Origin of the sequence: Yinghuangia seranimata (genome assembly GCF_029953285.1) — a bacterium.
Classification (GTDB): domain Bacteria; phylum Actinomycetota; class Actinomycetes; order Streptomycetales; family Streptomycetaceae; genus Yinghuangia; species Yinghuangia seranimata.
In genome coordinates, this window is the sequence record NZ_JASAOI010000002.1 from 368,328 (window position 1) to 391,583 (window position 23,256).

At 74.3% G+C, this 23,256-nt stretch carries 21 protein-coding genes and 1 pseudogene; 10 read left to right on the forward strand and 12 right to left on the reverse strand.

Annotated elements, in window-relative coordinates:
• Positions 1-39 precede the first annotated feature (39 nt).
• From QI554_RS01850 to QI554_RS01865, 4 genes are read right to left on the reverse strand one after another with little or no spacing between them, the layout of a single operon-like run.
• On the reverse strand, positions 40-1,278 hold the full coding sequence (locus QI554_RS01850) for an ABC transporter permease (protein ID WP_425527896.1): 1,239 nt from the start codon (positions 1,276-1,278) through the stop codon (positions 40-42).
• Positions 1,275-2,033: an ABC transporter ATP-binding protein gene (locus QI554_RS01855; protein WP_425527897.1), complete on the reverse strand. Its 759-nt coding sequence runs from the start codon at positions 2,031-2,033 to the stop codon at positions 1,275-1,277. The genes QI554_RS01850 and QI554_RS01855 overlap by 4 nt, the downstream gene beginning before the upstream one ends.
• On the reverse strand, positions 2,030-3,289 hold the full coding sequence (locus QI554_RS01860; protein WP_281465023.1) for a peptidoglycan-binding domain-containing protein: 1,260 nt from the start codon (positions 3,287-3,289) through the stop codon (positions 2,030-2,032). The genes QI554_RS01855 and QI554_RS01860 overlap by 4 nt, the downstream gene beginning before the upstream one ends.
• On the reverse strand, positions 3,289-3,864 hold the full coding sequence (locus tag QI554_RS01865; RefSeq protein WP_281465025.1) for a hypothetical protein: 576 nt from the start codon (positions 3,862-3,864) through the stop codon (positions 3,289-3,291). The genes QI554_RS01860 and QI554_RS01865 overlap by 1 nt, the downstream gene beginning before the upstream one ends.
• Before the next feature lie 239 nt (positions 3,865-4,103).
• Here QI554_RS01865 and QI554_RS01870 point away from each other — a divergent pair, with 239 nt between their 5' ends.
• Both QI554_RS01870 and QI554_RS01875 read left to right on the forward strand, forming a co-directional pair.
• On the forward strand, positions 4,104-4,760 hold the full coding sequence (locus QI554_RS01870; protein ID WP_281465027.1) for a response regulator transcription factor: 657 nt from the start codon (positions 4,104-4,106) through the stop codon (positions 4,758-4,760).
• On the forward strand, positions 4,757-6,103 hold the full coding sequence (locus QI554_RS01875; RefSeq protein ID WP_281465030.1) for a sensor histidine kinase: 1,347 nt from the start codon (positions 4,757-4,759) through the stop codon (positions 6,101-6,103). Before QI554_RS01870 ends, QI554_RS01875 begins: the two co-directional genes overlap by 4 nt.
• A 125-nt stretch (positions 6,104-6,228) precedes the next feature.
• Here the strand turns inward: QI554_RS01875 and QI554_RS01880 are convergent, their stop codons facing one another.
• The 3 genes from QI554_RS01880 to QI554_RS01890 all read right to left on the reverse strand — a co-directional run bounded on the left by QI554_RS01880 (position 6,229) and on the right by QI554_RS01890 (position 10,435).
• Positions 6,229-7,527, reverse strand: coding sequence for a WxL domain-containing protein (locus QI554_RS01880; protein ID WP_281465032.1), 1,299 nt, complete (start codon positions 7,525-7,527; stop codon positions 6,229-6,231).
• A 293-nt stretch (positions 7,528-7,820) separates the two neighbouring features.
• Positions 7,821-9,026: an rRNA adenine N-6-methyltransferase family protein gene (locus QI554_RS01885; RefSeq protein ID WP_281465034.1), complete on the reverse strand. Its 1,206-nt coding sequence runs from the start codon at positions 9,024-9,026 to the stop codon at positions 7,821-7,823.
• A gap of 536 nt (positions 9,027-9,562) precedes the next feature.
• On the reverse strand, positions 9,563-10,435 hold the full coding sequence (locus tag QI554_RS01890; RefSeq protein WP_281465036.1) for a helix-turn-helix domain-containing protein: 873 nt from the start codon (positions 10,433-10,435) through the stop codon (positions 9,563-9,565).
• A gap of 94 nt (positions 10,436-10,529) precedes the next feature.
• Between QI554_RS01890 and QI554_RS01895 the strand changes: the two genes are divergently transcribed.
• Positions 10,530-11,003, forward strand: a complete 474-nt coding sequence (locus QI554_RS01895) for an HIT family protein (RefSeq protein WP_281465038.1) — start codon at positions 10,530-10,532, stop codon at positions 11,001-11,003.
• Positions 11,004-11,145: 142 nt separating this feature from the next.
• A complete protein-coding gene (locus tag QI554_RS01900) occupies positions 11,146-11,535 on the forward strand; it encodes a YrdB family protein (protein WP_281465040.1) in 390 nt (129 codons plus the stop codon).
• A gap of 31 nt (positions 11,536-11,566) precedes the next feature.
• Here QI554_RS01900 and QI554_RS01905 read toward each other — a convergent pair whose 3' ends face one another.
• Positions 11,567-12,073 (reverse strand): NUDIX domain-containing protein, encoded by a 507-nt coding sequence (locus QI554_RS01905; RefSeq protein WP_281465042.1) that lies wholly within the window; start codon positions 12,071-12,073, stop codon positions 11,567-11,569.
• Positions 12,074-12,397: 324 nt separating this feature from the next.
• Here QI554_RS01905 and QI554_RS01910 point away from each other — a divergent pair, with 324 nt between their 5' ends.
• Positions 12,398-13,480: an alpha/beta hydrolase gene (locus tag QI554_RS01910; RefSeq protein WP_281465044.1), complete on the forward strand. Its 1,083-nt coding sequence runs from the start codon at positions 12,398-12,400 to the stop codon at positions 13,478-13,480.
• 28 nt (positions 13,481-13,508) lie between these two features.
• Here the strand turns inward: QI554_RS01910 and QI554_RS01915 are convergent, their stop codons facing one another.
• The gene (locus tag QI554_RS01915; protein WP_281465046.1) at positions 13,509-14,084 is read right to left on the reverse strand and encodes a hypothetical protein; all 576 of its coding nucleotides are present in this window, start codon (positions 14,082-14,084) and stop codon (positions 13,509-13,511) included.
• Positions 14,085-14,216: 132 nt separating this feature from the next.
• Between QI554_RS01915 and QI554_RS01920 the strand changes: the two genes are divergently transcribed.
• Positions 14,217-14,804 (forward strand): TetR/AcrR family transcriptional regulator, encoded by a 588-nt coding sequence (locus tag QI554_RS01920; protein WP_281465048.1) that lies wholly within the window; start codon positions 14,217-14,219, stop codon positions 14,802-14,804.
• A gap of 67 nt (positions 14,805-14,871) precedes the next feature.
• On the opposite strand, the gene QI554_RS01925 is transcribed toward QI554_RS01920, so the two are convergent.
• Positions 14,872-15,363: a hypothetical protein gene (locus tag QI554_RS01925; RefSeq protein ID WP_281465050.1), complete on the reverse strand. Its 492-nt coding sequence runs from the start codon at positions 15,361-15,363 to the stop codon at positions 14,872-14,874.
• 90 nt (positions 15,364-15,453) lie between these two features.
• Between QI554_RS01925 and QI554_RS01930 the strand changes: the two genes are divergently transcribed.
• From QI554_RS01930 to QI554_RS01940, 3 genes and pseudogenes are all read left to right on the forward strand, one after another.
• Entirely contained in the window at positions 15,454-17,742 is a 2,289-nt protein-coding gene (locus QI554_RS01930) for a tetratricopeptide repeat protein (protein WP_281465052.1), read from the forward strand.
• A gap of 156 nt (positions 17,743-17,898) precedes the next feature.
• Positions 17,899-18,105, forward strand: a complete 207-nt coding sequence (locus QI554_RS01935) for a hypothetical protein (protein WP_281465054.1) — start codon at positions 17,899-17,901, stop codon at positions 18,103-18,105.
• 57 nt (positions 18,106-18,162) lie between these two features.
• Positions 18,163-18,574: pseudogene (locus QI554_RS01940) on the forward strand (GlcG/HbpS family heme-binding protein).
• A gap of 316 nt (positions 18,575-18,890) precedes the next feature.
• Here QI554_RS01940 and QI554_RS01945 read toward each other — a convergent pair.
• Positions 18,891-20,603, reverse strand: a complete 1,713-nt coding sequence (locus QI554_RS01945; RefSeq protein WP_281465056.1) for a hypothetical protein — start codon at positions 20,601-20,603, stop codon at positions 18,891-18,893.
• A 168-nt stretch (positions 20,604-20,771) separates the two neighbouring features.
• The gene (locus tag QI554_RS01950; protein WP_281465058.1) at positions 20,772-22,286 is read right to left on the reverse strand and encodes a hypothetical protein; all 1,515 of its coding nucleotides are present in this window, start codon (positions 22,284-22,286) and stop codon (positions 20,772-20,774) included.
• 446 nt (positions 22,287-22,732) lie between these two features.
• On the opposite strand from QI554_RS01950, the gene QI554_RS01955 reads away from it, so the two are divergent.
• Positions 22,733-23,182 carry a hypothetical protein gene (locus tag QI554_RS01955; RefSeq protein WP_281465060.1) on the forward strand — a complete coding sequence of 150 codons (450 nt, stop codon included), beginning with the start codon at positions 22,733-22,735 and terminating at the stop codon, positions 23,180-23,182.
• Positions 23,183-23,256 lie beyond the last annotated feature (74 nt).

Consider the following 23,256-nt stretch of genomic DNA (forward strand, 5'->3'; position numbering starts at 1 on the left):
AACGCACCGGCCGTGCGGCCGTTCCCCGTTCTCGGATGGTCAGCCGGTGGCCAAGGCCTCCGTCGGCGTCAGCCGTGCCGCGCGGGCCGCCGGGTAGAGACCGGCGACGGCTCCCACCAGGGCCGACGCTGCGATGGCCGCGGCGAGGGCGCCTGCTGGGATGGCGAAGGGCCAGCCCTTGGCCGTCGCGTAGCCGTAGGTGGCCAGGCCGCCGAGGGCCGCTCCGGCGAGGCCGCCGAAGCCGGCCAGGGCCACGGCTTCGGTGAGGAACTGGGTCCTGATCTGGCCCCGGTGGGCGCCGAGGGCTCGGCGGAGGCCGATTTCCTGGCGGCGTTCGAGGACGGCGATCACCATCGTGTTGGCGACGCCGACGCCGCCGACGAGGAGGGCTACCGCGCCGAGGCCGAGGAGGAGGGCGTTGAAGGTGTCCTTCGCCGCCAGTTGCGCGGCCAGCGCGTCGGAGGGGCGGCTGACCTTGACCTCGTTGGGGCTCTTCGGGTTGACGGTGGGGGCCAGCACGTCGCGGACGGCCTCGACCGCGGACTCCTTGGTGCGTGTGTAGACGTTGCCCGGGTGGCCGTCGAAGCCCAGGTAGGTCTTCGCCGCCTCCCAGCCGACCATCGCCGAGCTGTCGAGCTCAGGTGCGAGCGGCACCGGGTCGAGGATCCCGAGCACGGTGAACCACTGGTCGCCGAGCCACACCTGGCCGCCCGGCGCGTCGACACCGAGCCGGTCGGCCGCCTTGGCGCCCAGGACGACGCCTGGGTAGCGGCCCGTCGCCGGGTCGAGGAACCGGCCGCTGCGCAGCTTGCCGCCGACGGTGCCGAGCAGGTTGTCGCGCGCGGCGAGGACCTGGATGCCGCCGGTGATGCGGGAGTCGACCTTGTCGGTGCGACGCACCGTCGCCGAGGTCTTGCCGGTCTGGGTCGCCGACTCGACCGGTCCGATGCGCTGCACCATCCCGTCGGCGTCCTCGGGCAGTTTGACCTCGGCGCCGGCGAAGTTGCTGCCGGGGCCGACCGAGAGCAGGTTGGTGCCGAGCTTCGCGATCTGGTCGGCGAGTTGCGCCTGGCTGGAGGTGCCGATGCCGACCACCGCGACCATCGCCGCGACGCCGATCGCGATGCCGAGCGCGGAGAGCACCGCCCGCAGCTTGCGGCCGCGCAGGCCCGACAGCCCGACGGCGAGGATGTCGCGTGGGCGCAGGCGCGCGGGGGAGGGCAGCTTCTCGGACGGCGCAGCGGGGGCCGTACGCGCGAACTGTTCGGTGGCGGTCACGCGCCCACCCCCAGCCCGCCCGGCGCGGCACCGGCGAGGCCGGTGTCCTCCGTGACCCGTCCGTCCCTGATCCGCACCCGGCGCGGCAGCGACGCCGCCAGCTCGCCGTCGTGCGTGATGACCGCGATGGTCGTGCCCTGCGCGTTGAGTTCCCGCAGCAGGTCGACGACGGCCGCGCCGGACGCCGAGTCCAGCGCGCCGGTCGGCTCGTCGGCGAGGACGATCCGCGGCCGCGACACGACCGCGCGGGCGATCGCGGTGCGCTGCCGTTCGCCGCCGGACAGCTCGTGCGGCCGGTGGTCCAACCGCTGTCCGAGCCCGACGCGTTCGAGCGCCTCCGCGGCGCGCTCGCGCCGGTTCGAGTGCCCGATTCCGTGGTACAGCAGGCCGTTCGCGACGTTGTCGAGCGCGCTCAGGTGCGGCGACAGGAAGAACTGCTGGAACACGAACCCGATCCAGCGCGCCCGCACCGCGGACAGCCGGCGGTCGGACAGCGTCGCGACGTCGTGTCCGAGGACGCGGACCGTGCCCGAGCTGGGCCGGTCGAGCGTCCCCATGAGGTTGAGCAGCGTCGACTTGCCGGACCCGGACGGGCCGACGATCGCCAGCAGTTCGCCCTGCCGGATGCTCAGGCTGGCGTGGTCGAGCGCGGTCAGCCCGCCCGCGTACGTCTTGGTCGCCTCGCTGAGGGTGATCACCTCCGTGTCGGGCCCGCCGAACTGCGTCGGGACGAGGGTCTTTTCGGCCCCGGTCACGCCGGCACCCGCACCTTCTGCCCGGCGGCGAGCCCGTCGCCTGTCACCTCGACCCGGCCGTTCGCGAACAGCCCCGGCTTGACGCCGACGAGGCGCTTGCCGCCCAGGTCGTCCACGACCTCGACCCCGTACCCGCCCTCGGCGAGCGCGACGAGCGCGTTGACCGGCACCGACAGCACGTGCTTGCGCGAGTCGCCGACGAACCCGACGCTGACCGGCGCGCCGTCGAGCGCCCCCGCGTCGTCGGGCTTGTCGAGCGCGACGGTCACCTGGATGACCGACTTGCCGCCGCCCTGGCCGGGCATGCCGCCGCCGTTGTTCTCCTCCTTGGTCGCGACGGTGCCGATGTCGGTCACGGTGCCGGGCGTGGTGCGGCCGTCCGGCAGCTTCACGGTCACCTTGTCGCCCTTGTGCGCGAGCTTCTGCTTGTCGACGGGCAGCGGCACGGACACCTGGCGGCCGGTCCCCGACACGGTCGCCACCTCGCCCTGCGCGGGCGCGCCGACCGAGGCCTTCAGCGCGGTCACCCGCACCGCGCCCGGCTGCACGGCGATGTCGGACGGGTCGACCGTGCCGGTCTGCGGCGCGCCGAGCGACTTCTGCCAGCGCTTGACCGCCTCGGTGGTGCCGTCGGTGAACTTGTCGTCGATCGACAGGCCCTTGCCGAAGCCGAGCGCGACCAGGTTCCGCTTGACGAGCCGGACGTCGGGGCCGTCGGCGACGCCCTTGGACAGCGCCCGCCACAGCGGCGCGTCGCCGTAGAACAGCGGGACCGAGCGGCCGTTGACCTGGTAGATCGCCTCGCCCTGTTTGACGATGTCGCCGACCTTGGGCAGGCCGGTGTAGATCCGGTTGCCGGAGTCCTGCTTGTTGTCCTTGTTGGCGTTGTCCTTCCCGCCGCCGGGGGGCTGGGACGGGCTGCCGCCGGGCGCGGGGTTGCCCGCGCCGCCCGAGCCCGACCCGGCGCCGGCCCCGTTCCCGCCGGGCGCCCCCGCGCCACCGCCTGTGCCGCCCGGGTCCTTCGCCTGCGCGTACACCGTCCCCGTCCCGCCGAACCCGAGCGTGCCGTCGACGTCGTCCGACACCGTCAGGTCGCCCTGGACGATCGGCACCGTCGCCCCCGAGGGCTGCTGCTTGGACTGCGAGGACGCCTTGCCGTCGTGGTCGGGGCCGAACACCACCGTGCCCGTCACGCCGAGCGCGACGACCGCGGCGACCCCGGCCACCGACACCGTCCTGACCGTGCGTGTGCGCATCAGCGGGTCACCGTCACGCCACCGGCGCCGTTCGGGGCGCACGCCTTGAACGCCGCGTCGGCCTTGTCCTTGTCCGCCCCCATGTCGATGGCCAGGCCCTCGCCGGAGCCCGGGTCCGGGACGTTCATGCCGTGCTCGCGCAGGCAGCGCGCCATCTTGAGACTCTGCTCGCGCTGCTCGGCCTTGTCCTTCTCGCTGACCTCGCCGCCGTTGGGGAGCCACTTGCGGCAGGCGTTGGAGGCGTCCTCCATCTTCTTGTTGTCGCCGCTGTCCGCGGGGATGGCCTGCGCCATCATGCTGCCGTCCGAGGAGGGGTCGGGCATGTCGATCCCGTGGTCGCGCATGCAGCCGGCGTACTTGACCATGTCGCCCTTCTCGCCGGCGGCCTTCTCGACCGCGCCCGGGGACTGGGATCCGCCCTTGTCACCCAGCGAGGCGACCTTGTCGTCCTTCTTGCCGCCGGAGTCGCCGCCGCCGCACGCGGTCAGCATCAGGGCCGACGCCATCGCCAGCGCGGCCGTCCCCGTGATCGTGCGCGCCATCCGGGTGCGGTGGAGCAGAGGCAGGTTGCGCATCGCGCGGTCCCTTCGCCGTGGGGCGGCCCCTTGCCGCCCGGCCAGGGGACATGTCTACGAGCCGCGCGGTTGGCGCCCGGTTCGCGCCGTGCTAACCGGGTCCTAACCGGCCGGGACGGAACCTGGTTCGGGTCGGGCGCGGCAGGGGGCGCCCTGGTATGGAGTTTGTGGTGGTATGCCGGGATCAGGCACAGTCGTCGGACGACGTCGCGTGTGTGTACGGAAGGAGCCCGCGCCGGATGAAGGTGCTCATCGTCGAGGACGAGGAGGAGATGGCCGAGCTGCTGTCCGACGGACTGCGGCGCCAGGGCTTCTCCGTCGACGTCGCCCGGGACGGCGCCCGCGCGCTCGAATGCGCGGCCGCGTCCGCCTACGACGTCGTCGTCCTCGACCGCGACCTGCCGGTGCTCCACGGCGACGCGGTGTGCCGCACCCTGGTCGCCACCCGCAACGGCGCCCGCATCCTCATGCTGACCGCCTCCGGGGCGCTGGCCGACCGCGTCGACGGGCTCAACCTCGGTGCCGACGACTACCTGGCCAAGCCCTTCGCGTACACCGAGCTCGTCGCCCGCATCCACGCGCTCGCCCGGCGCGGCGGCGGAACGGCGGTCGCGACCGTCCTCGAACGGCACGGCGTCGTCCTCGACACCCAGCGCCACCTCGCCGAGCGCGACGGACGGCTGCTGCGGCTCAGCCCCAAGGAGATGCTCATCCTCGAACTCCTGCTCGCCGCCGACGGAGGCGTCGTGACCCACGCCGACCTGCTCGACGAGGCGTGGGAGGAGGCCGTCGACCCGCGCAGCTCGGTGGTCAAGGTCGCCATCCACGGGCTGCGCCGCAAGCTCGGCGACCCGCCGCTGATCGAGGCGGTCCCGGGGATCGGGTACCGGCTGTGAGCGGGGGGACGGACAAGGCGGCGACGGCGGCCGGGGCCGGGGCCGGGGTCGGCGGGCGCGACGGCGCGCGGGGCGCCCGCTGGTGGCACCGTCTGCCGCCGTACACGCTGCGGATCCGCACCCGGCTCGCCCTGCTGCACGCCGGGCTGTTCGTGCTGTGCGGCGCCGCGCTGCTGATCGTCCAGTACATCGCGGTCACCCGGATCCTGGGCGACCACAGCGCGGTGGTCACCACGGTCCCGGCGAACACGGCGACGCTGCCCACCGCCCCCGACTACGAACAGATGCAGCCCGTGGTCCCGGCGCAGCCCGCGCCGGGGATGAGCGGCAGCAGCCCCGCGCAGCCGCTGACGCCGATACAGATCGCCCAGGCCGCGACGGTCGCGACCGCACGGTTCGTGAGCTTCAAGTCCGTCGTCCTCGACTCGCTGGTCGGACAGTCGCTGATCACCCTCGGCCTCCTCACCGTGGTCGCCGCCGCGCTCGGCTGGTGGACGGCCGGACGCTCCGTCGCCCGCCTCCACGCGGTCACCGTCGCCGCGCGCCAGATCTCCGAGCGCAACCTGCACGACCGCCTCGCGCTCGTCGGCCCCCAGGACGAGATCAAGGAACTCGGCGACACCATCGACGCCATGCTCGGCCGCCTCGACCGCGCCTTCGCCGCCAACCGGCGCTTCGCGGCCAACGCGTCCCACGAACTGCGCACACCGCTCGCGTTGCAGCGCACCGCGCTGGAGATCCCGCTCGCGGAAGGCCGCGTGCCCGACGACCTCAAGCCGTCGATCGAACGCGCGCTGCGGGCCACCGAACGCAGCGAACGCCTCGTCGGCAGCCTGCTGTTGCTCTCCAAGGGCCAGCAGGGCCCGGAGAGCTACCGCGAGACCGACCTCGCCGCGCTCGCCGACGAGGCCGTCGACATGTACCGGGCCCAGGCCGCGGCGGCCGGCGTCGTCGTCACCACCGACCTGGTGCAGGCCCGCACTTCGGGGGACCCGGTGCTGCTGGAACAGGTCGCGGTGAACCTCGTCCAGAACGCCGTCCGCCACAACACCCCGGGCGCGGACGGCCGCGGATACCTTCAGGTCAGCACGTCGACGACGGCACACGGCGCGGAGCTGCGCGTGCTGAACTCGGGGCCGAAGCTGGAGGCGGCCTCGGTGGAGCAGCTGTTCGAGCCCTTCCACCGCGGCGAGGCGGCCCGCCTCGCGGGGCCCGGCGCGGGCGCGGGGCTGGGACTGTCGATCGTCCGCGCGGTGGTGGACTCGCACGGCGGAACGGTGACGGCGGAGGCGCGGGCCGAGGGCGGGCTGGTGGTGACGGTGCTGCTGCCGCGGACGCCGTGACGATGCGTGCGCGCCGCTGAGCACGCGCGGACCCCTGAACACGCCGGAAGCCCGGCCGGGTCGGGCACCCGGCCGGGCTTCGCGGACGTTCGCTCCGTTCCTCGGTTCCGCGGCGTGGCTGTCCGTCAGGAGAGGGACAGGGTCAGCGTCGCGGAGTAGTTGCCGGCGAGGACGTACTTCGGCACCGCCAGCTTGACGTCGGCGTCAGCGGTGAACTGACCACCGGTCACGGTGTTGTCGGTGCTCGCCGCCTGGGTGCACAGCTTCGACGCGGTGGCACCGAAGTCGGCGGCCGCACCGGCGGTCACCGCGCTCGGCGAGTCCGGGTCGGTGACCTGGCACTTCGGGGTCCAGCTGAACTTGTCCTTGGTGAGGGTGCCACCGGTGTTGGACGTGAAGTCCGTGATCTGGCCGGTGAGCGACCAACCCAGGGTGCTGCCGCGGAAGTCGACGACGGCAACCTGGTTCAGCTTGCCGTTCATCGTCTGCGCGGTGCCGTTCAGGGTGATCTCGGAGAGGGTGATCCCCGGGGTCGTCTGGGTCATGTTCAGCACACCGGGCTTGATGTTGCCGGTCGGCGACTGGGTCAGGGGGTCCGACGCGTCGTGGACGACACGGAATCCCGTCACCACGACCTTGGTCTGGTCCGCGACCTCCGCCAGGGCGATCCCGGTCGTGTTCGGGTCGTTTACCGTGAAGGTGCCGGTGAACGAGCCCTGTGCGTCGGTTTGGACGATGGTCGGCGGGTCGGTGGACCGGCCGGCGCCCACGACGCCCGCGATCGCGACCGCCGCGTTCGGCGTGAAGTCGGCGCCGTGGGCAGTGACCACGGTGCCGGGCTTGCCGGACGCCGGATTGACGGAGGCCTGCCGCGGCCTCGGCGCGGCGGTGTACGACGCCACGGGGTTCGCACCGCCGACGACGTCGCAGACGGCGTCGAACACGCCGTAAGGCGACACGGCGTGTATGACCGTCCGGACCGGGACCAGGTCCACGACGCCGGCCGCGTTCGCCGGGACGGTGAACGTGCCCGTAGACGGCGGCGGGTCGATGGGCGTGTTCGCCGGGACGTTCACGACGACCGGCCCGCTCGTCACCGTCACCTGGCCCGACGCGCCGCCGATCTGATCGAACGTGACCGACGTGCTCGTCTGGACGTCGTTGACCGGGAACGGGACGGTGGACACCGCAATCGGCCCCAGGTCGAACATCGCGCTGATCGTGCCGCCTGGTGCCTGGACGGCCGGGTCCAGGGACACGGTGATGTCCTGGTCGCTGTCTATGACGACCGCCAGGATGGGCAGATTGCAGTGCATTTTGTACCGGCCGGTCCCGGCATGGGCCGCCGGGGCGACCGCCACCAGGCCCACAGCACTTGCGACCACCGCGGCGCCGAGGCCCGCGGCGATCCTTTTACGGGACACGAATTTCAATGGTGCGGCTCCCTTCCAGGGGCTGCTGCCGCCGCCGGGGAGCGGGGCAGTCGAACACCGCACCGGAGCGTGCTTCCGAAGGCGTGTCTGGTCGTCCGCGTTCGGATCTTCCGGTGCCGTCCTGGGACGGACGCCTCGTATTTCCGTCGCACACGGCCGAGGCGGCCGCCACGCGGGTGGAACCTGTTTCAAAACCAAACGTGTCATTGACGCCCGCACGCGCGGGTGTTGTCAAGCTGGTTGGCTGAGACACGCCGTCGGCTGTCGGCCGCCGCGCGGTCGGTTCAGGCCGGACTCCAGTGGACGCGGTAGCGGTGATGCGTCCGCGTCACGCGCCACGTCGCACCGCCGCGGGGCGGGGGCGGGACCGGGTGGTCCGACGGGTAGACCGTCACCTCGAGGCGCGACGGGTCGACGGCCGGGGCCGCCTCCAGGCGGGTCAGCAGGTCGTAGGCGGCGGTGGGGGAGCCGTAGGACAGCAGGCGGCCGTCGTACGCGAGGGCCAGGCCCGGGCCGGCGGTGCCCGCCGGGGTCGGGCCGTCAGAGTCGAACAGGCCCCACGCGACGTTGCCACCGTGGCGTCCCACGAACAGCAGCGCCCGCGGGTCGGACAGACTGAAACCCCACCAGCGGCGCTCCGTCAGGTGCGGTGCGGGACCCAGGTCGACGGCCTCGGTGTCGAGGAGGTCCGCGATCACGTCGGCGTCCTTGAGCGTCAGCGCCTCGCCGACCGCGGCAAGGTCCAGGCCGACCACGTGCCCCCGCTGCTCGGCGCCGTGCGGGCCGCGCAACTGCAGGAACCCGCACGGGGTCACCGACTCGCTGGTCAGGAGATCGCCCGCGCGGCGGAACGCGACCGACAGTTCGAGCCCGGGGCACAGCCACAGCGGGGCGACGAGCAGGCCCCCGTCCGCCAGTTGCGTGCGCCAGGCAGGGGGTACGTCGTCCACGCCGACCGTCGACTCGACCCGGTCGTACGGGGCGCCGTCAGGCACCCCCTGCCAGCCGTCGCCGCGCCGCAGGTCCAACGGCGCACCCCCGCCCGGCGCGAGCTCGGCCAGCCGGGCGGCGGCGCCGCCGACGAGGTCGGCGTCGACCTCGATGCTCGTCACGCGGCCGGTCGGGCCCGCGAGTTCGGCGAGCAGCGCGGTGTTGTAGCCGCTCCCCGTACCGATTTCGAGGACGCGGTCGCCCGGCCGGACGTCCAACTGCTCAAGCATCAGCGCGACTATGGCGGGCTGGCTGACGGTGCTCAGTGCCGCACCGGACTCGTCGGAGGCCAGCACGATCACCCGGTCGGCGTACGCGTCGCGCGGGTCGGTGCCGGGCGGCATGAACGCCTCCCGCGGCACGGCGTCCATCGCCGCGTAGACCGCGGGGACGGTCAACTGGCCGCCCGCACGCAGCGCGTCGAGCAGCCGCCGCCGCAACCGCGCCGGATCGGGGCCGTCCGGCCGCGCGTAGGGTCCCCCAACGGGTTCGTGGTCCACAGGTGGGGTGTACCCGGTTCGGGACGCCGCCAGTGGCCCGCCGGGGTGGCGCAGGCCACGGCGGAGGCCGGCGAGGGCGCGCGGAGGGGCGGGAGAGGAGGATGTGACGCGGGACAGTCGACGGCCTCGGTGTCGAGGAGGTCCGCGATCACGTCGGCGTCCTTGAACGTCGACGCCTCACCGACCGGGCAAGGCCCAGGCCGACCACGTGCCCCCGCTGCCCGGTGCCATGCGGGCCGCGCGACTGCACGAGGCCGCGCCTCGCGGGCCTCCCACCCCGGACGAGCGCGGTCGACGAGCCGGCGCCGCCGCGACACGCGCGACCGCAGCTGCGTTCATGCTCGGAGCTCGTGTGCCGGGCGCGCAACCAGGCTTCGTCGGGAGGGGGAACGAGCGACTCACGCACGCGCCACTGTTCCCGCCCGGGCACACTGTGCCGAGCGAGCGCCGCCACGGCGACCGGCACAGGCGGCGGCCGCGATGCGCCTCGCTGCCGACGTCGCGCGCCATCGATCAGGGCCTCGGCACACGCCCGCCTACCGCTTCCGGGCCGGGGCTCCGCCTGACACCATCTCCAGCAGCCGCAGACCGTCCGCCGACGGCGAGTCCTCCTCCGCCGTGTACACCAGCACCGTCTGGTCGAGGTCGCCCGGAGGGTGGAAGACCTCGTACGCGAGCGTCAGTTCGCCCACGACCGGGTGGCGTAGCGCGTGGACGCCGTACGGGGTCGGCGCGGGTACGTCGGGGTCCGCCCACCATGTGCGGAACTCCTCGCTGTGCAAAGCCAGTTCGCCGACGAGTTCGGCCAGTGTCGGGTCGTCGGGGTGCTGCTCGGCGTCGGCCCGCAGGCGGGCGGTGACCTCGCGGGCGACGCGGTGCCAGTCGGCGTACAGGCAGCCCATGTGGGGGTCGCGGAAGACGACCGAGGCCAGGTTGCGGCGCGCGGGCGGCAGTGCGCCGAAGTCCGTGAGCAGTGCGGCCGCGAGCGGGTTCCAGGCCTGGACGTCCAGGCGGCGGCCGATCACCAGCGCCGGGGCGAGGTCGAGCGCGTCGAGGACGCGGCGCAGCCCCGGCCGTACCTGCCGGACCGGTCGGCGCGGCGCCCGGGCCGGGCCGCGTGCGCCGGGCGGGCGCGCGGAGGCCGCGAGCCGGTACAGCTGGGCGTGCGAGTCCTCGTCGAGCCGCAGCGCGCGGGCCAGGTCGTCGAGGGTGCGCGGCGACACGTTCGCCTCGCGGCCTTGTTCCAGCCGGGCGTAGTAGTCCGCCGAGATCCCGGCGAGTGCCGCCAGTTCCTCGCGGCGCAGCCCGGGCACCCGCCGTCGCCCGCCGTCCGGCAGGCCGACGTCGGTCGGCCGTATGCCGGCCCGCCTGCCGCGCAGGAACGCGCCGAGTTCGGTTCGTCGATCCACGTCGTTCAGTATCGGGTCACCGGCGGGTCCGGATCCTGGCTCTGTTGGTCCCAGGATCAGCTCCGACAGGAAAAGGTCGTTAGGGTCGTGGCGCATGACGGACGACTGGCGGAACGACCGCATCGGCAGCGCGCTCCGAGGCGAGAACCCGACCGTCCTGCGAAGGACGGCCGCGGGCTTCGCGGTGGTCGGCGACGTGCAGTTCCTGCCCGGCTACTGCGTCCTGCTCGCGGACGACCCCGCCGTGACGCGGCTGTCCGACCTGCCGCGGAGCCGCCGGGCGGCCTTCCTGTCGGACATGGACGCGCTCGGCGAGGCCGTCGAACGGGCCTGTGCGCGCCTCGATCCGGCGTTCCGGCGGATCAACCTCGAGATCCTCGGCAACACCGACCCGTTCCTGCACGCCCACATCTGGCCGCGGTACGGGTGGGAGCCGGACGACCTCGTGCGGATGCCGGTGTGGCGCCACCCGCGCGAACGCTGGTCCGACCCGGCCACCGCGCTCGGCCCCCGGCACGACGGGCTGCGCGCGGCGATCACCGCCGAACTCGACCGGCTGACGGCCTGACCGCTCCGGGCCCGGCCGGCTGACGGCCGATCGCCTCGCGTCGGTTGCCGGACGGCGGGTGACCCGGCCACGCCGGTTGCACGGTGTCGCGTGACGCCGGGGCGCTCTGGTCCCGTCGGCCGCGGTCCGCTAGCTTGCGCGGATGATCAACCACGAGGCCGCGATTCCGGGCTGGAACCTCGCCCTGCGCCTGTTCCTCGAACTCGCGTCGTTCGCGGCGTTCGGCTGGGCCGGCTGGGAGCTGGCCGGCGGCGGGATCGTGGGCGTGCTGCTCGCGGTCGTGCTGCCCGTCGCGGCGATGGCCGCGTGGGGGACGTTCGCGGTCGTCGGCGACCCGAGCCGCAGCGGCAAGGCGCCGGTCCCGGTGCCCGGTTGGCTGCGGCTCGTCGTCGAGTACGCGGTCTTCGGCGGGGCCTGCGTGCTGCTCGCCGCCGCCGGGGCGGTCGTCCTGGCCGTGGTCCTGGCCGCGCTCAACGTGCTGCACCTGGCGTTCGCGATCCCGCGGACGCGGTGGCTGCTCCGGCAGGGCTGACCCCGTCGCGGCCGCGGGTGTGCCGGCCCGGTCAGCTCGGCGCGCCGCCCCGGTAGACCTCGTCGTGGGTGACGTACACCGTCCGCCCGGTCGCCCGCGCCTCGAACGCCGCCGCGACCCGCACCCCGGTGTAGCCGAGGAGGTCGGCAGCCTCCTTCGGCTCGAAGAACGCCGACGCGTCGAGCTCGTCCTCCTGCAGCCGGATCTCCGGACTGCGGGCGGCGTCGAGCACGCCGCCGTCGAACACCCACGTCACCATCGGCCGGGGCCGCGGCGGCGCGGACGGCGACCAGTGCACCACGAGCAGGTCGCCGATCGGCACGTCCAGGCCGAGTTCCTCGCGGACCTCGCGCGCGCACGCGACGTGCGGGAACTCGTCCTCCTCCGCGTGCCCGCCGGGAAACAGCCAGCGGTCGCGGTAGTTCGGCTTCACGAGGAGGACGTGGCCGCGTTCGTCGGTGAAGAAGGCGCACGCCGCGACGTACGCGGAGGGGAGCTGGGCGTACCACTGCTCGGGCGGCAGGTAATCTCCGGTCACGTCCGCGAGCGTAGCCGCCCGGACACGCCTGCGGCCGTGAGCCGCGCGCAGCGAACGTGACATGTACGCCGACGAGCCGGTCCGCCGCCGACCGGCCCGTACCCCGGAAGCGCCGCTCGGGCGGCGGCCGTTCGGCACCCTTCGGGAGCCTCCGGGCGTCGAGAGCCGCGTACGTGCTCGACGACGCGGCCCGTCGCCTCCCACCGGGCCGATTGTGGCGCGGCACCGATCCCGCCGGGCGGTCTGCCTTCCTTCCGCCCGGTCCGGTACCGTGCCCGCACCCGGGCCGACAGCGTGTCAGCCCTCGTTGTCTCGGAGGGCCCGTTGGCCGCACCCCGGCTCGGTCACCGCGGCGCGCTCGCCGTGTCGGCACTGCTGCGCGGCGCGTTGGCGCTGCCCCGGCCGCTGCTGAGGCCGATGGCCGGGCCGGTGATCCGGTCGGAGGACGGCACGGTCGAGATGCCCGCGTCCGCGCGGGCCGTGATGCGGCTGATCCGCAAGCAGATGCCCACGAGCCTCGACCAGCTCGGCCGGCTGCGGGCCGACAGCGAGCGGGGCGGGCCGATCCTCAGCGGGCGGGTCGGGCGGACGCTGCGGGTCACGGACCTGACGGTGCCCGGGGCCGAAGGCCCGGTCCGGGCACGGCTGTACGAGCCGGGTGGGGCGGCCGCGGAGCCCGGTCCGCTGCTGGTGTTCTTCCACGGCGGCGGCTGGGTCCTCGGCGGGGTGGAGAGCCACGACCCGGTGTGCCTGTTCCTCGCCGAGCGGGCCGGGGTGCGGGTGCTGTCGTGCGAGTACCGGCTCGCGCCCGAACACCCGTTCCCGGCGCAGTTCGAGGACGCGCTCGCGGCGTACCGGCACGTGGTCGGCGACCCGGCACGGTTCGGCGCCGAGCAGGGCCGGATCGCGGTCGGCGGCGACAGCGCGGGCGGCAACCTGGCCGCGGCGGTGGCGCACGCGGCGCTGCGCGGCGAGGCCGCCGTGCCCGCGTGGACGCTGCTGATCTATCCGGCGACGGACGTCGCGGGGGAGTACGCCTCGCGCCGCGTGTACGGCAAGGGGTTCGTCATCGACACCGAGACGTGGACCGGCCCCGGCGGGCTGATCGCGTCGATGATGCCGCACGCCGAGGACCCGCGGATGTCGGTGCTGCGCGACCCGGACGTCGCGGGCCTGCCGCCGACGTACATCGCCACCGGCGGCTTCGACCCGCTGCGCGACGAGGGCGAGGCGTACGGCGAGCGGCTGCGCGAGGCGGGCGTCGAGGTGACGGTGCGGCGCTTCGCGGAGCTGTTCCACGGCTTCGCGAGCTTCGGGTGCGTCGAGCGGACGTCGGGCGCGGCGATGGCCGAGATAGCGGACGCGGTCCGCGGCGCGCTGCTGGCGGCGCCGACACCGCAGACCTGACACCCATACAGCCCGCCGCACCCGCGCGTCACAGCCCGCGCTCGCGCGCCGCCTGCCGGGCCCGGCGGCGGGCGTACGCCGTCGTCAGCAGCAGCACCATCGGCCCCCACGCCAGCAGCGGCGCGTAGCAGGCGACCATCACCTTCGCCGCCGTGCCGTGCGGGAAGTCCGGGTTCTCCAGCGGCCCGTGCGGCGCGAGCGCGACGGCGGCGCACAGCGCCGTGACGGCGACCGCGCCGACGCTCGCCACGGCCACCACCAGCCACGCGGGGACGACGCGCCCGCCGATGCGCGGGACCCAGGCCGGCACGACCTCGCCCCACGGCCGTACGAGGCCGAGCGTCAGCATGGCGGCGGCCTGCGAGAGCACGGTCAGGATCCACACGTACCCGATGAACTGCGGTCCCCGGTACAGCTCTCCGAGTTCGCCGCGGAATCCGACGTCCACGCCGAAGCCCGCCGCGACCCGCCACAGGCCGGACGGGACGGTGCACACCACGGTCGCCCACGCGACGGCCTCGGCCCAACGCGGCACGGCGTCGGCGGTGAGCGCGGTGCGGCGGTCGGCGGTGTCGGGCGTGCGGTGGAGCAGGGTCGTGTGCATCGAGCCCCCATGACGAGACGGCGAAACAGAACGGCGGGACGGAACGGCGAGACGCCGACGCGACACAACGACGAACCGGCGCGACTTACGAGACTAAGAGTTCCGGAACTGTGAGTCTCGTATGCTGCCAGCGTGAACGAGAACAGGCAACCCGTGGGGCGCCCCCGGGACACCCGCGTCGACCAGGCGGTCCTCGACGCCGCCCGCGCCCTGCTCGCCGAGGTCGGCTACGCCGGGCTCACCATGGACGCCGTCGCCGCGCGCGCCGGCGTCGGCAAGGCCGCCATTTACCGGCGGCACGCCACCAAGCAGGCCCTGGTGTTCGCGGCCGCCGTCCACGGCGTCGAACTCGAGCCGCCGCCCGACACCGGTTCCCTCCTCGGCGACCTCGAGGCGCTGGCCCGCGTGATCGTCGCCCACCTGGGCAACCCAGCCGCCGCCCCCGCCCTCATGGGACTCCTCGCCGAGGCCGGCGCCGACACGTCCCTCGGCCACGCCCTGTGCTCGGCCCTCATCGAGGTCGAACGCGAAGGCAACGCCGCCGTCCTCGAACGCGCCGTCAGACGCGGCGAGTTGGCGCGCCTCCCGGACATCGACCTGTTCCACGCGATGTTCGGCGGCACCGTGCTCTCGTGGATGCTGGTCGTCCGCCTCCCTACCGACGAACTACCACGCCGCCTGGCCGAATTCATGGACAAGGCCCTGCGCGCGTCCCACTGACCCAACACCCCCGGGGCGCGCCGACCCGACCACCCGCGCCCCGGGGCCGCCCGCGGTCGGGCCCGGCTCACACCGCGGGACGCAAAGCGTCGCGTGCCGCGGCGAGGAAATCCGCATGCGCCTGCGGATACCCGCCGGTGGGCGCGCCGGGTCGCACCCGGTCGGCGAGTCCCGCTGCCTTCCCGGCCGCCGCGTCGGGGCCTTCGAGCAGGACGACGTTGAGCGCCTCGTCCATCCCGTCCGCCGCCGCGACCCAGGCGTCGCGCAGTGCGGTGGTGGGCGGTGCGGCGGACGCGTACGCCGTCTGCGCCCGCCGGGCCCGGTCGACGCGCGCCAGGAACGCCACGTACGCGGCACGCCGCACCTCGCGCTGCGCGACGGCGGCCTGGTCGCGGAACGTCTCCTGCATGACGACGAGTTGGCCCGTGACCTGCCGCACGGCCGCGTCGACGGTGGCCTCCGCCTGACGCCGCGCGCCGCGCACGGCGAACACGCCGCCGAGCAGCGCCCCGACCAACGCGCCGACGGCGCCGATTGTCGCGGTCACCCATTCGTCCACGGCGTCCCCCTCGTAGTGTGATCGCCCAACAGCGGCGGCGCGGTCCCGGGTTCGGTGCCGCCCGCGACCTGCGGGAGAGACGATAGGTGGATGACGATCACGGGGGCGGCGTTTCTCGACGGCGGCGACGCATGGGGCGGCACCCGGATCGGTGTGCCGATCGCGGACGCCGACCCGTTCGAACTCGAAGTGCACCCCGCGGTGGCCGCCCCTGGCGACGCCTCGCCGGGAGCGCGCACGCTGCCGCCGTACGTGGCACGCGAGCACGACCGCTGGCTGTCAGGCGTCGTGACCGAGGCCGTGGCCGGAACCTGCGCCATGGCGACGCTGGTGGGCGACTCCTCCACCGGCAAGACACGCGCCTGCTGGGAGGCGGTGACCGCGCTGCCCGAGGGCTGGCACGTCTGGCACCCCTTGGCCGCCGACCCGGCCCGCGCGCTCCTCGACGCGGTCGACGTCGTCGGTCCGCGGACCGTGGTCTGGCTCAACGAAGCCCAGCGGTACCTGCTCGAACCCGCCGTCGGGACCGGCCGCGAGGTGGCCGTCGCCCTGCGCGGCCTGCTGTCGCGCGCCCGTTCGGGCTCCGGCCCCGTGCTGGTGCTGGCGACGCTCTGGCCCGAGCACTGGAACACCCTCACCGCGCACGAGGACGGCGACGTGTACGGCCTGCAACGCGAACTCCTCACCGGGGTGGGCGTGCACAAGGCGGTCCCGCGCACGTTCGACACGGCCGACCTCGCGGTCCTCAACGGCGCGGGCGCGCACGACGCGCGCCTGCGCCTCGCCGCGGCGCACGCGAGCGAAGGCGAGATCGCCCAGTTCCTCGCCGGCGCCCCCTACCTGCTGGCCAGATACGAGCACGCGTCCCCTGGCGCCCGCGCGCTGCTCCAGGCCGCGATGGACTACCGCCGCATGGGGCATCCCCCGGCGCTGCCCCTCGACCTGCTGGCGGAGGCGGCCGAGGGCTACTTCACCGACCGCGAATGGGACGCCTTGGGCGACGACTGGCTCGAACAGGCGCTCGCCTACTGCGCCGAGACGCGGCACGGCGTCCGGGGGCCGCTGACCAGGACCCGTCCGCGGCCCACGCGCGGGGGCCGCCGCAAGCCCGCCGCGCAACCCGGCTACGTGCTGGCGGACTACCTCGAACAGCACGGGCGGGCCACCCGGCGGTTCAGCTGCCCTCCCGCGTCCTTCTGGGACGCCCCGCTCGGCCACGCCGGCGGCGCCGTGCTGCGGGCCCTCGGGTTCGAGGCCGAAACGCGCCTGCGCCTGCGCCACGCCGCGCGCTGCTACCAGGCTGCGGTCGACGCGGGCCATTCCTTCGCGAACCACGACCTCGCGCGGGTGCGCGAGGCGTTGGGCGACCACGCGGAGGCGGAACGCTGGGCGTGCGCGGCTGTGGCGGCCGGTGTTCCGGCACTGCGCGTCCTCGCCGAGGGGCGCGAGGAACGAGGCGACCACGCCGGGGCCGAGCGCGCGGCGCGGCTCGCCGCCGAGAACGGCGACGGCATGGTGCTGCGGCGCCTGGGCCGACTGCGTGAGAAGGCCGGGCGGCGGGACGACGCCGAGCGGCTGTACGCGGCCGCCGCGGAGGCCGGCGACGTCAACGCGCTGCCCGCGCTGGTCTGGATGCGAGAGGACGTCGGTGACCGTGACGGCGCCGAGCGGCTGGCCCGGTCCGCCGCCGAGCGGGGACTGCCCGACGTCCTGCGCGCCCTGGCGTGGAGCCGCGAGGATGCGGGGGACACCGGAAGCGCCGAACTGCTGTACCAGGCCGCGGTGGACGCGGGCGACCCGTACGCCGCACGCCACATGCTCCGGCTGCGCGGTGAGCCGTTCGCGTCGGCGACCGACGCGGCGGACGACGACGTGACCGCGCACGCCGCCGCGGAGACGGCGTGGCCGACCGAGTTCGCGGGGACGGGAACCTACCCGTCCGCCCCGGCCACACTGCTCGCCGACCCGACGGCGGACCCGTTCGCGGCACGAGTGCTCGCACAGATGCGTGAGCTCGCGGGGGAGTTCGGCGCCGCGCGACGGCTCTACCAGGCCGCGGTCGACGCCGGGGACACCGACGTCCTGCGGGACCTCGCACGGCTGCGCGAGCGGGTCGGCGACCTGGGCGGCGCCGCACGGCTGTACCAGTCCGCGCTCGAGGCCGGGCACGCCGGCGCGCTGCACGACTGGGCGGGCATGTGCGAGGACGCAGGGGACCTGGACGCCGCCGACCGGCTGGCCCATGCGGCCCTGGACGGCGGCGACGACGGCGTCGCGCGGTACCTGGTGCGCATCCGGAACACCGCTGACGCGCGCCACTGGGAGCAGGTGCTGCGCTTCGGCCTGGACGCCGACGGCACGGTGTCGCGCGGCACCTGAAGCCTTCGGCGAAGCGCGGCGGCGATCGCGGACCCGCTCCGTCAGCGGCGGGACGCAGCCGTCGCCGAGTACGCCGGGCGCTCCTGGGCCGGCAAGGCCCTGGGCATCCAGAACACCGCGCAGAACGCCGTCGCCGCCGCCGCGACACCGGCGGTCATGGCGGTCGTCATCGGGCGCGCCGGCTACAGCATCGCCTTCGCCGTGGCCGCCGCTTTCCGCCTGATCGCGATGACCGTCATACCGGTGCGGGGCGAACGCCGCACCGGAGAGGTGACGCCGCAAGACACCGCGCGGTCGAAGGACGGGACCGCCGTCCCCGATCGAGCCGCGACCCACAACACCGGGGCCGCTGCGGTCCGTTGAGCCGTGCCGTCCCGACAACGAACGACCGGAAGGACACCCGCCACCGTGGACACCACCATGACTGCCGCCCCCGTCCAGCACACCGCGACCATCACCAACGCCGCCGCGAGCGCCGTCGTCGCGGCCGCCGTCGCCGAAGCCGCCGCCTCCGGAGGGGTGTTCGCGGTCGCGGTCGTCGACGCGGCGGGCCACCTCAACGCGTTCGCCCGCATGGACGGCGCCGCTGCCGGCCAGCCAGATCGCGCAGGACAAGGCCTACACCGCCGCCGGGTTCGGGCTGCCGACCGACGGCTGGCACGACTTCATCAAGGACGACGCGCCGCTGGCGGTGGGCGCGTTGACGGGCATCGACCGGCTGGTCGCCTTCGGCGGCGGCCTCCCGATCACCGTCGACGGCCGGACGATCGGTGCGATCGGCGTGAGCGGCGGCCACTGGTCGGACGATGTGCGGTCGCCGAGGCCGGCATAGCGGCCCTGGCCTGACCGGTGTCGAGGCGAGCACGCCCAGGCATCGCGCTCGGTCCGATCGGCGTAGGTGACGGCGAGGTTCGCGATCGCCTCGTCCGTTGCGGCGCGCGGCGGTCCGCGATCGTCTCGTCCGGCTCGGTGTTCTCGCCGTGACGGCGGCCGGCCCCTCGTCGGGGGGCCGGCCGCCGCCGTGTCCGGGCCCTTCGCGGCCTGGCCCGGACGGGGAGGACGCACGCCCGCCGCCCCGCACCACGCGACGCCGAAGGCCCCCCGGCGGCCCCCGGCGTCGCGGCCTGACGTGGTGCGGGTCGCGGCGGTTACGGCGTCACGGTGAACGGGGCCCGCGCGGACTTGCTCGGGTGGAACGTCTCGGAGGCGACGATCGCCGTCGTACGCGGGTCCTTGACCTCCATCCACGTCAGCCAGTTGCCCGCGCCGTCGGCGGCCGCGTAGCTGTAGTCGGAGGTCGCCTTGCCGGTCGCGTCGACGCCGACCAGCTTGATCCACGCCCAGTCGGCGTAGTCCGTGCCCGTGATGGTCGTCCAGGTGCCGACCGGGCCCGCGTCGGGCGTCAGCGTGATCCACCGCTGCTGGATCGTCAGCGGCGTCGTCGCGGCCGCGCCGCCCGCGGTGACCTTGAGCAGGTACGAGCCGAACGCCGCGTTCCCGGCCACGGTCACGGTGCCGCTGAGCGTGCCGTCGGCCGCCACGGAGAGGGCGGTGCCGGACAGCGCCGCCGCCCCGCAGCTGCCGCCGGAGGCGTCGCACAGCACCGCGGTCGCGGCCGCGCCCGCCGGGTAGTGCGCGCCGGACACGGCGACCACGCCGCCGCGGTGCGTCACGGCCGGCGCGGCGACCACCGACGGCGGGTCCACGGTCACGGTGAACGGCAGGAACACCCGCTTCGTCGACGAGATGCCCTCGCGCACGCGGATCTGCGTGGTCGCGGCGTCGGTCACGGGGTACTGGACGGTGAAGGTGCCGTCCGGCGAGGTGGTCGCGCTGACCGTGCCCGGTCCCGCGAGGCCTCCCGCGTCGGTCTGCACGATGTTGACGGTGGTGTTGGCGGTCCAGTTCGAGCCGGTCACGGTGACCACGGTGCCGAGCGGTCCCGACGACGGCGTCGCCGTCGCCACCCGGTCGCCGCTCTGCACGAACGCCTCGACGGTCAGCGGCGACGACGCCTCCTTGCCGCCCGCCGAGGCCTTGACCAGGTAGGACCCGTCCGGGACGCCGGTGGTCGCCAGCGTGGCCGTGCCCGACAGCTCGCCCGACGCGGACACACTCAGATTGGACGCGCCGAAGGCGGCCGGGAGGCACGCCGAACCGTCCGCCGGACACAACGACGGCGTCGCGGCCGCACCGGCGGGGAAACCGAGGCCCGCGAACGGCAGCGTGTACCCGGGGCGGACGGTGCCCGTGGGCGACGACAGCGTGGGCGAGCCCGAGCCGGGGCCCTGCACGTCGACGGTGCCGATGGCGCCGCCGCCGGAGACGACGTCGCACGGCGTGGTGTACGTGCTGCCGAACACGACGGTCTTGGTCACGGTGCGCGTGGGAGCGAACGACACCAGCCCGGACGCGTTCGCCGGCACCATGAAGTCGCCCTCGTAGACCGGGATCTGCACCGGCTGCCCGGCCACGGTGTCGAGGTTGACGGTGGGCCCGGTCACCGTGACGCTGCCGGTCGCGCCGCCGCTCATCGCCAGGTCGAGGGACGGGGTTGTGGGCACCTGGCTGAGCGACACGGTGCTGTTCGCCGGGCCGGTGCCGAGGGTGACGACGGCGTGCACGCTGGAGCCCGGGGCCGCGCTCGCGGGGGTCAGCACGACGTTCATCGACTGCGGGCCGGTGGCCTCGCCCTGGCCGGCGGGTAGCACGCAGTGCACGCTCGGCGTGACCGTCCCCGCGTGCGCCGCCGTCGGTAGCAGGGCCGTGCCGAGACCGGCGGCGAGCAGGGCGGCGGCCGTGAGTGAGCCGGTGGCGCGGCGTGCGGGACGTCTGGTTCCTGGCCTGGCGGTAGTGGACACGTCGCTCCTCCTGGGCGCGGGCAATGTGCTTGCGGAATTGGGGAGTTCAGGGCTGCGCGTCGTGGGGTGGGGCGGGCCGGCCCCCGGCGTGGATCCGTCGATCGGGGCGGATCCGGGACCGTGTGCCGGGGGCCGGTGGAACCTCTGAGCTGCGGCGTCGGCGGAACGTCAGACCAGGGTGATCGTGAGCGTTCCGCCGTAGGTGCCGGCGGCGGCGAACTCAGGGGTGCTCAAAGTGAGTTCGGCATCCGCCGTGAACCTTCCGCCGGTGGCCTTCCCCGTGTCGGGGTTCTGGCCGCACAGGGTCACCGCGGTGGTGCCCAGCGGTCCGGGCGAACCGGTGGTGACCGGCGAGAGGCTGGTCGGGGCCGCGGCGCACGCCGGGACCCAACTGATGTTCCCCGCCGGGATCTTGTCGACGCCGTTCGCCGCGACCAGGTCCGTCATCGTGCCGGTCAGCGACCACCCGAGGGTGCCGCCGCGGGCGTCGACCACGGTGATCTGGTTGAGCGGCGCCTTGACCTGCTGAACGGTGCCGTTCAGCGTGACCGTGCCGAAGCTGATCCCGCCGCCGGCCTGCGTCATCGTCAGCGCGCCCGGCGCCATGGTGACGGTGGTCGGCTGCGGCAGCGGCGGGGGACCCGTCGCCACCGTGAACGGCACGAACACGCGCTTGCTGGACGAGATGCCCTCGCGCACCCGGATCTGCGTCGTCGCGGCGTCGGTCACCGTGTACGGCGTGGTGAACGCGCCGTTGTAGTCCGTGGCGACCGTGATGGTGCCGCTGCCGGCCAGCCCGTCCTTGTCGACCTGCACGAGGTTGACGCTGGCGTTCGGCGTCCAGTTCGTGCCCGAGACCGCGGTGACGGTGCCGAGCGGCCCGGTGTTCGGGACCGCCTGCGCCGCACGCGGGTCGGTGGGCACGAACGCCTTGACGGACAGCCCGTCGCGGCCCTCCTTGTCACCGCCGGTCACCCGCAGCACGTACGCGCCGTCGGGCAGGCCGGCGGTGGCGAGCTTGGCCGTGCCGGACAGGTTGCCCTGGCCGTCGACCGACAGCGCCTGCGAGACGAATCGTTCCGTCAGGCAGTTGCCGCCGTCGGCGTCGCACAACGCCGCCTGCGCCGCCGCGTTCGGGGTGAACCCGGAGCCCGTCAGGGTGAGCGGTTGGCCCGGACGCACGTCCCCGTCGGGGGCGTTGACCGTGGCCGGCTGCCCCGCCGAGCCCTCGACCGACACGTCCGCGACCGCGGCGTCGCCGCCCGCCGTGACCGTGCACACCGTCGGCAGCGGGTCGGACCCCGGCGCGAGCCGCGCGTCGGTGACCATCTTGACGACCGTGAACTCGACCTTGCCGCCGGCCGTCGCGCCCACCGGGACGTTGAACGCGCCCTGGTACGGCTGGATCGGCGGCGACTGGCCCGCCACCACGTCGATCTTCTGCTCGGGCCCGGTGATCGTCACCGAACCCGTCGCCGCGCCGCGCATGTTCAGCGTGATCGAGGGCGTCGCCCAGATCGACAGCGAGAAGTTGCTGACCGCCGGGCTGGCCCCCAGTGTCACCGTCCCCGTGAGCGCGCCGCCGGGCGCGACGGTCGCCTTGTCGAGCGCCATAGTGACGTCCTGGGGGCCGGTGAACGTGCCCTGCCCGGCGGGCAGCACACACGACACCGTCGGGGTCACCTTGCCCGCGTGCGCGGCCGCCGCGGCACGCCTCTTCGAAATGACAGCACTGTGCTCCTTCGTGAGCAGACATGAACTGACGTGAACTGACGTGAACGGACCCCACGTGCGTCGGGGGCGCGTGAGGTCGCCCGCAACCGCCTTGGGGGACCGCCTCGCCGGACGTCGAGCACCGGTGGCGGCGCGGCACGGGGGCCGAGAGCCCTCCCGGAATTTGGCCGCTAATCCCGAGAAAATCAATAGGGCGCGCTCCGCTAATTCGCTCGACACGTGTCACCCGGCGGGCTCGTGATCAATGACATGCGGGGCGCCGTGAATTTCCCGGGAGTGGAATGTTTCTCGCCGGTAGCTCTTGACGCGACGGGCCTCTCTCGGGGAATTCTTGGGAAGCCGCATTGCCACATCCGGTGGTGCGGCCATGCCTCCGGACCGAAAAGGAGTAGCGGATGCGCAAGACCAGACGGGCCGCCCTCGCGGCGGCCTGCGCCGCCGGCGTGACGGCGGGCCTCGTGGCCGTCGCGGGCCCGGCCGCGGCGGCCGGCACCGGCACGGGCGTCTACAACTGCAGCGGCGGCGGGTTCTCGTTCCCCAACGTCGACGTGGAGTTCCAGCGCAACGGCGCCAACTACCTCACCGTCACGGCGGACATCGCCCCGGGCACCACCATCGGCACCGGTGGCCTGGTGGCCACGCTCAAGTGGGGCGGCACGCCCGCCGACATCGGCAGCGTCAGCAACACCAGCCCACAGGGGCCGGGCGCCCCGGTCGTGGTGGAGAAGGCCAACAGCCCGGCGCTGCCCAGCGCGCCGTCCACCGTCGTCCTGGTCGTCACCCCGCCGGGCGTCACCATCACCTGCACCAAGGTGTCGTCGTCGTGGCCGGGCGGCGGCATCTGACGGCGGTGCGGGGCGGGGCCTCGAGCGCCCGCACGGGCTGTCCGTACGCCTAATACGGACAGAACGGCGGGCGC

Bases quoted from the DNA above. Each gene is read 5' to 3' on its own strand.
- QI554_RS01900 (WP_281465040.1), top strand. From the start codon at position 11,146: ATGATCAACCACGAGGCCGCGATTCCGGGCTGGAACCTCGCCCTGCGC.
- QI554_RS01895 (WP_281465038.1), top strand. From the start codon at position 10,530: ATGACGGACGACTGGCGGAACGACCGCATCGGCAGCGCGCTCCGAGGC.
- QI554_RS01870 (WP_281465027.1), top strand. From the start codon at position 4,104: ATGAAGGTGCTCATCGTCGAGGACGAGGAGGAGATGGCCGAGCTGCTG.
- QI554_RS01935 (WP_281465054.1), top strand. From the start codon at position 17,899: ATGGCGGTCGTCATCGGGCGCGCCGGCTACAGCATCGCCTTCGCCGTG.
- QI554_RS01955 (WP_281465060.1), top strand. From the start codon at position 22,733: ATGCGCAAGACCAGACGGGCCGCCCTCGCGGCGGCCTGCGCCGCCGGC.
- QI554_RS01930 (WP_281465052.1), top strand. From the start codon at position 15,454: ATGACGATCACGGGGGCGGCGTTTCTCGACGGCGGCGACGCATGGGGC.
- QI554_RS01860 (WP_281465023.1), bottom strand. From the start codon at position 3,289: ATGCGCACACGCACGGTCAGGACGGTGTCGGTGGCCGGGGTCGCCGCG.
- QI554_RS01915 (WP_281465046.1), bottom strand. From the start codon at position 14,084: ATGCACACGACCCTGCTCCACCGCACGCCCGACACCGCCGACCGCCGC.
- QI554_RS01865 (WP_281465025.1), bottom strand. From the start codon at position 3,864: ATGCGCAACCTGCCTCTGCTCCACCGCACCCGGATGGCGCGCACGATC.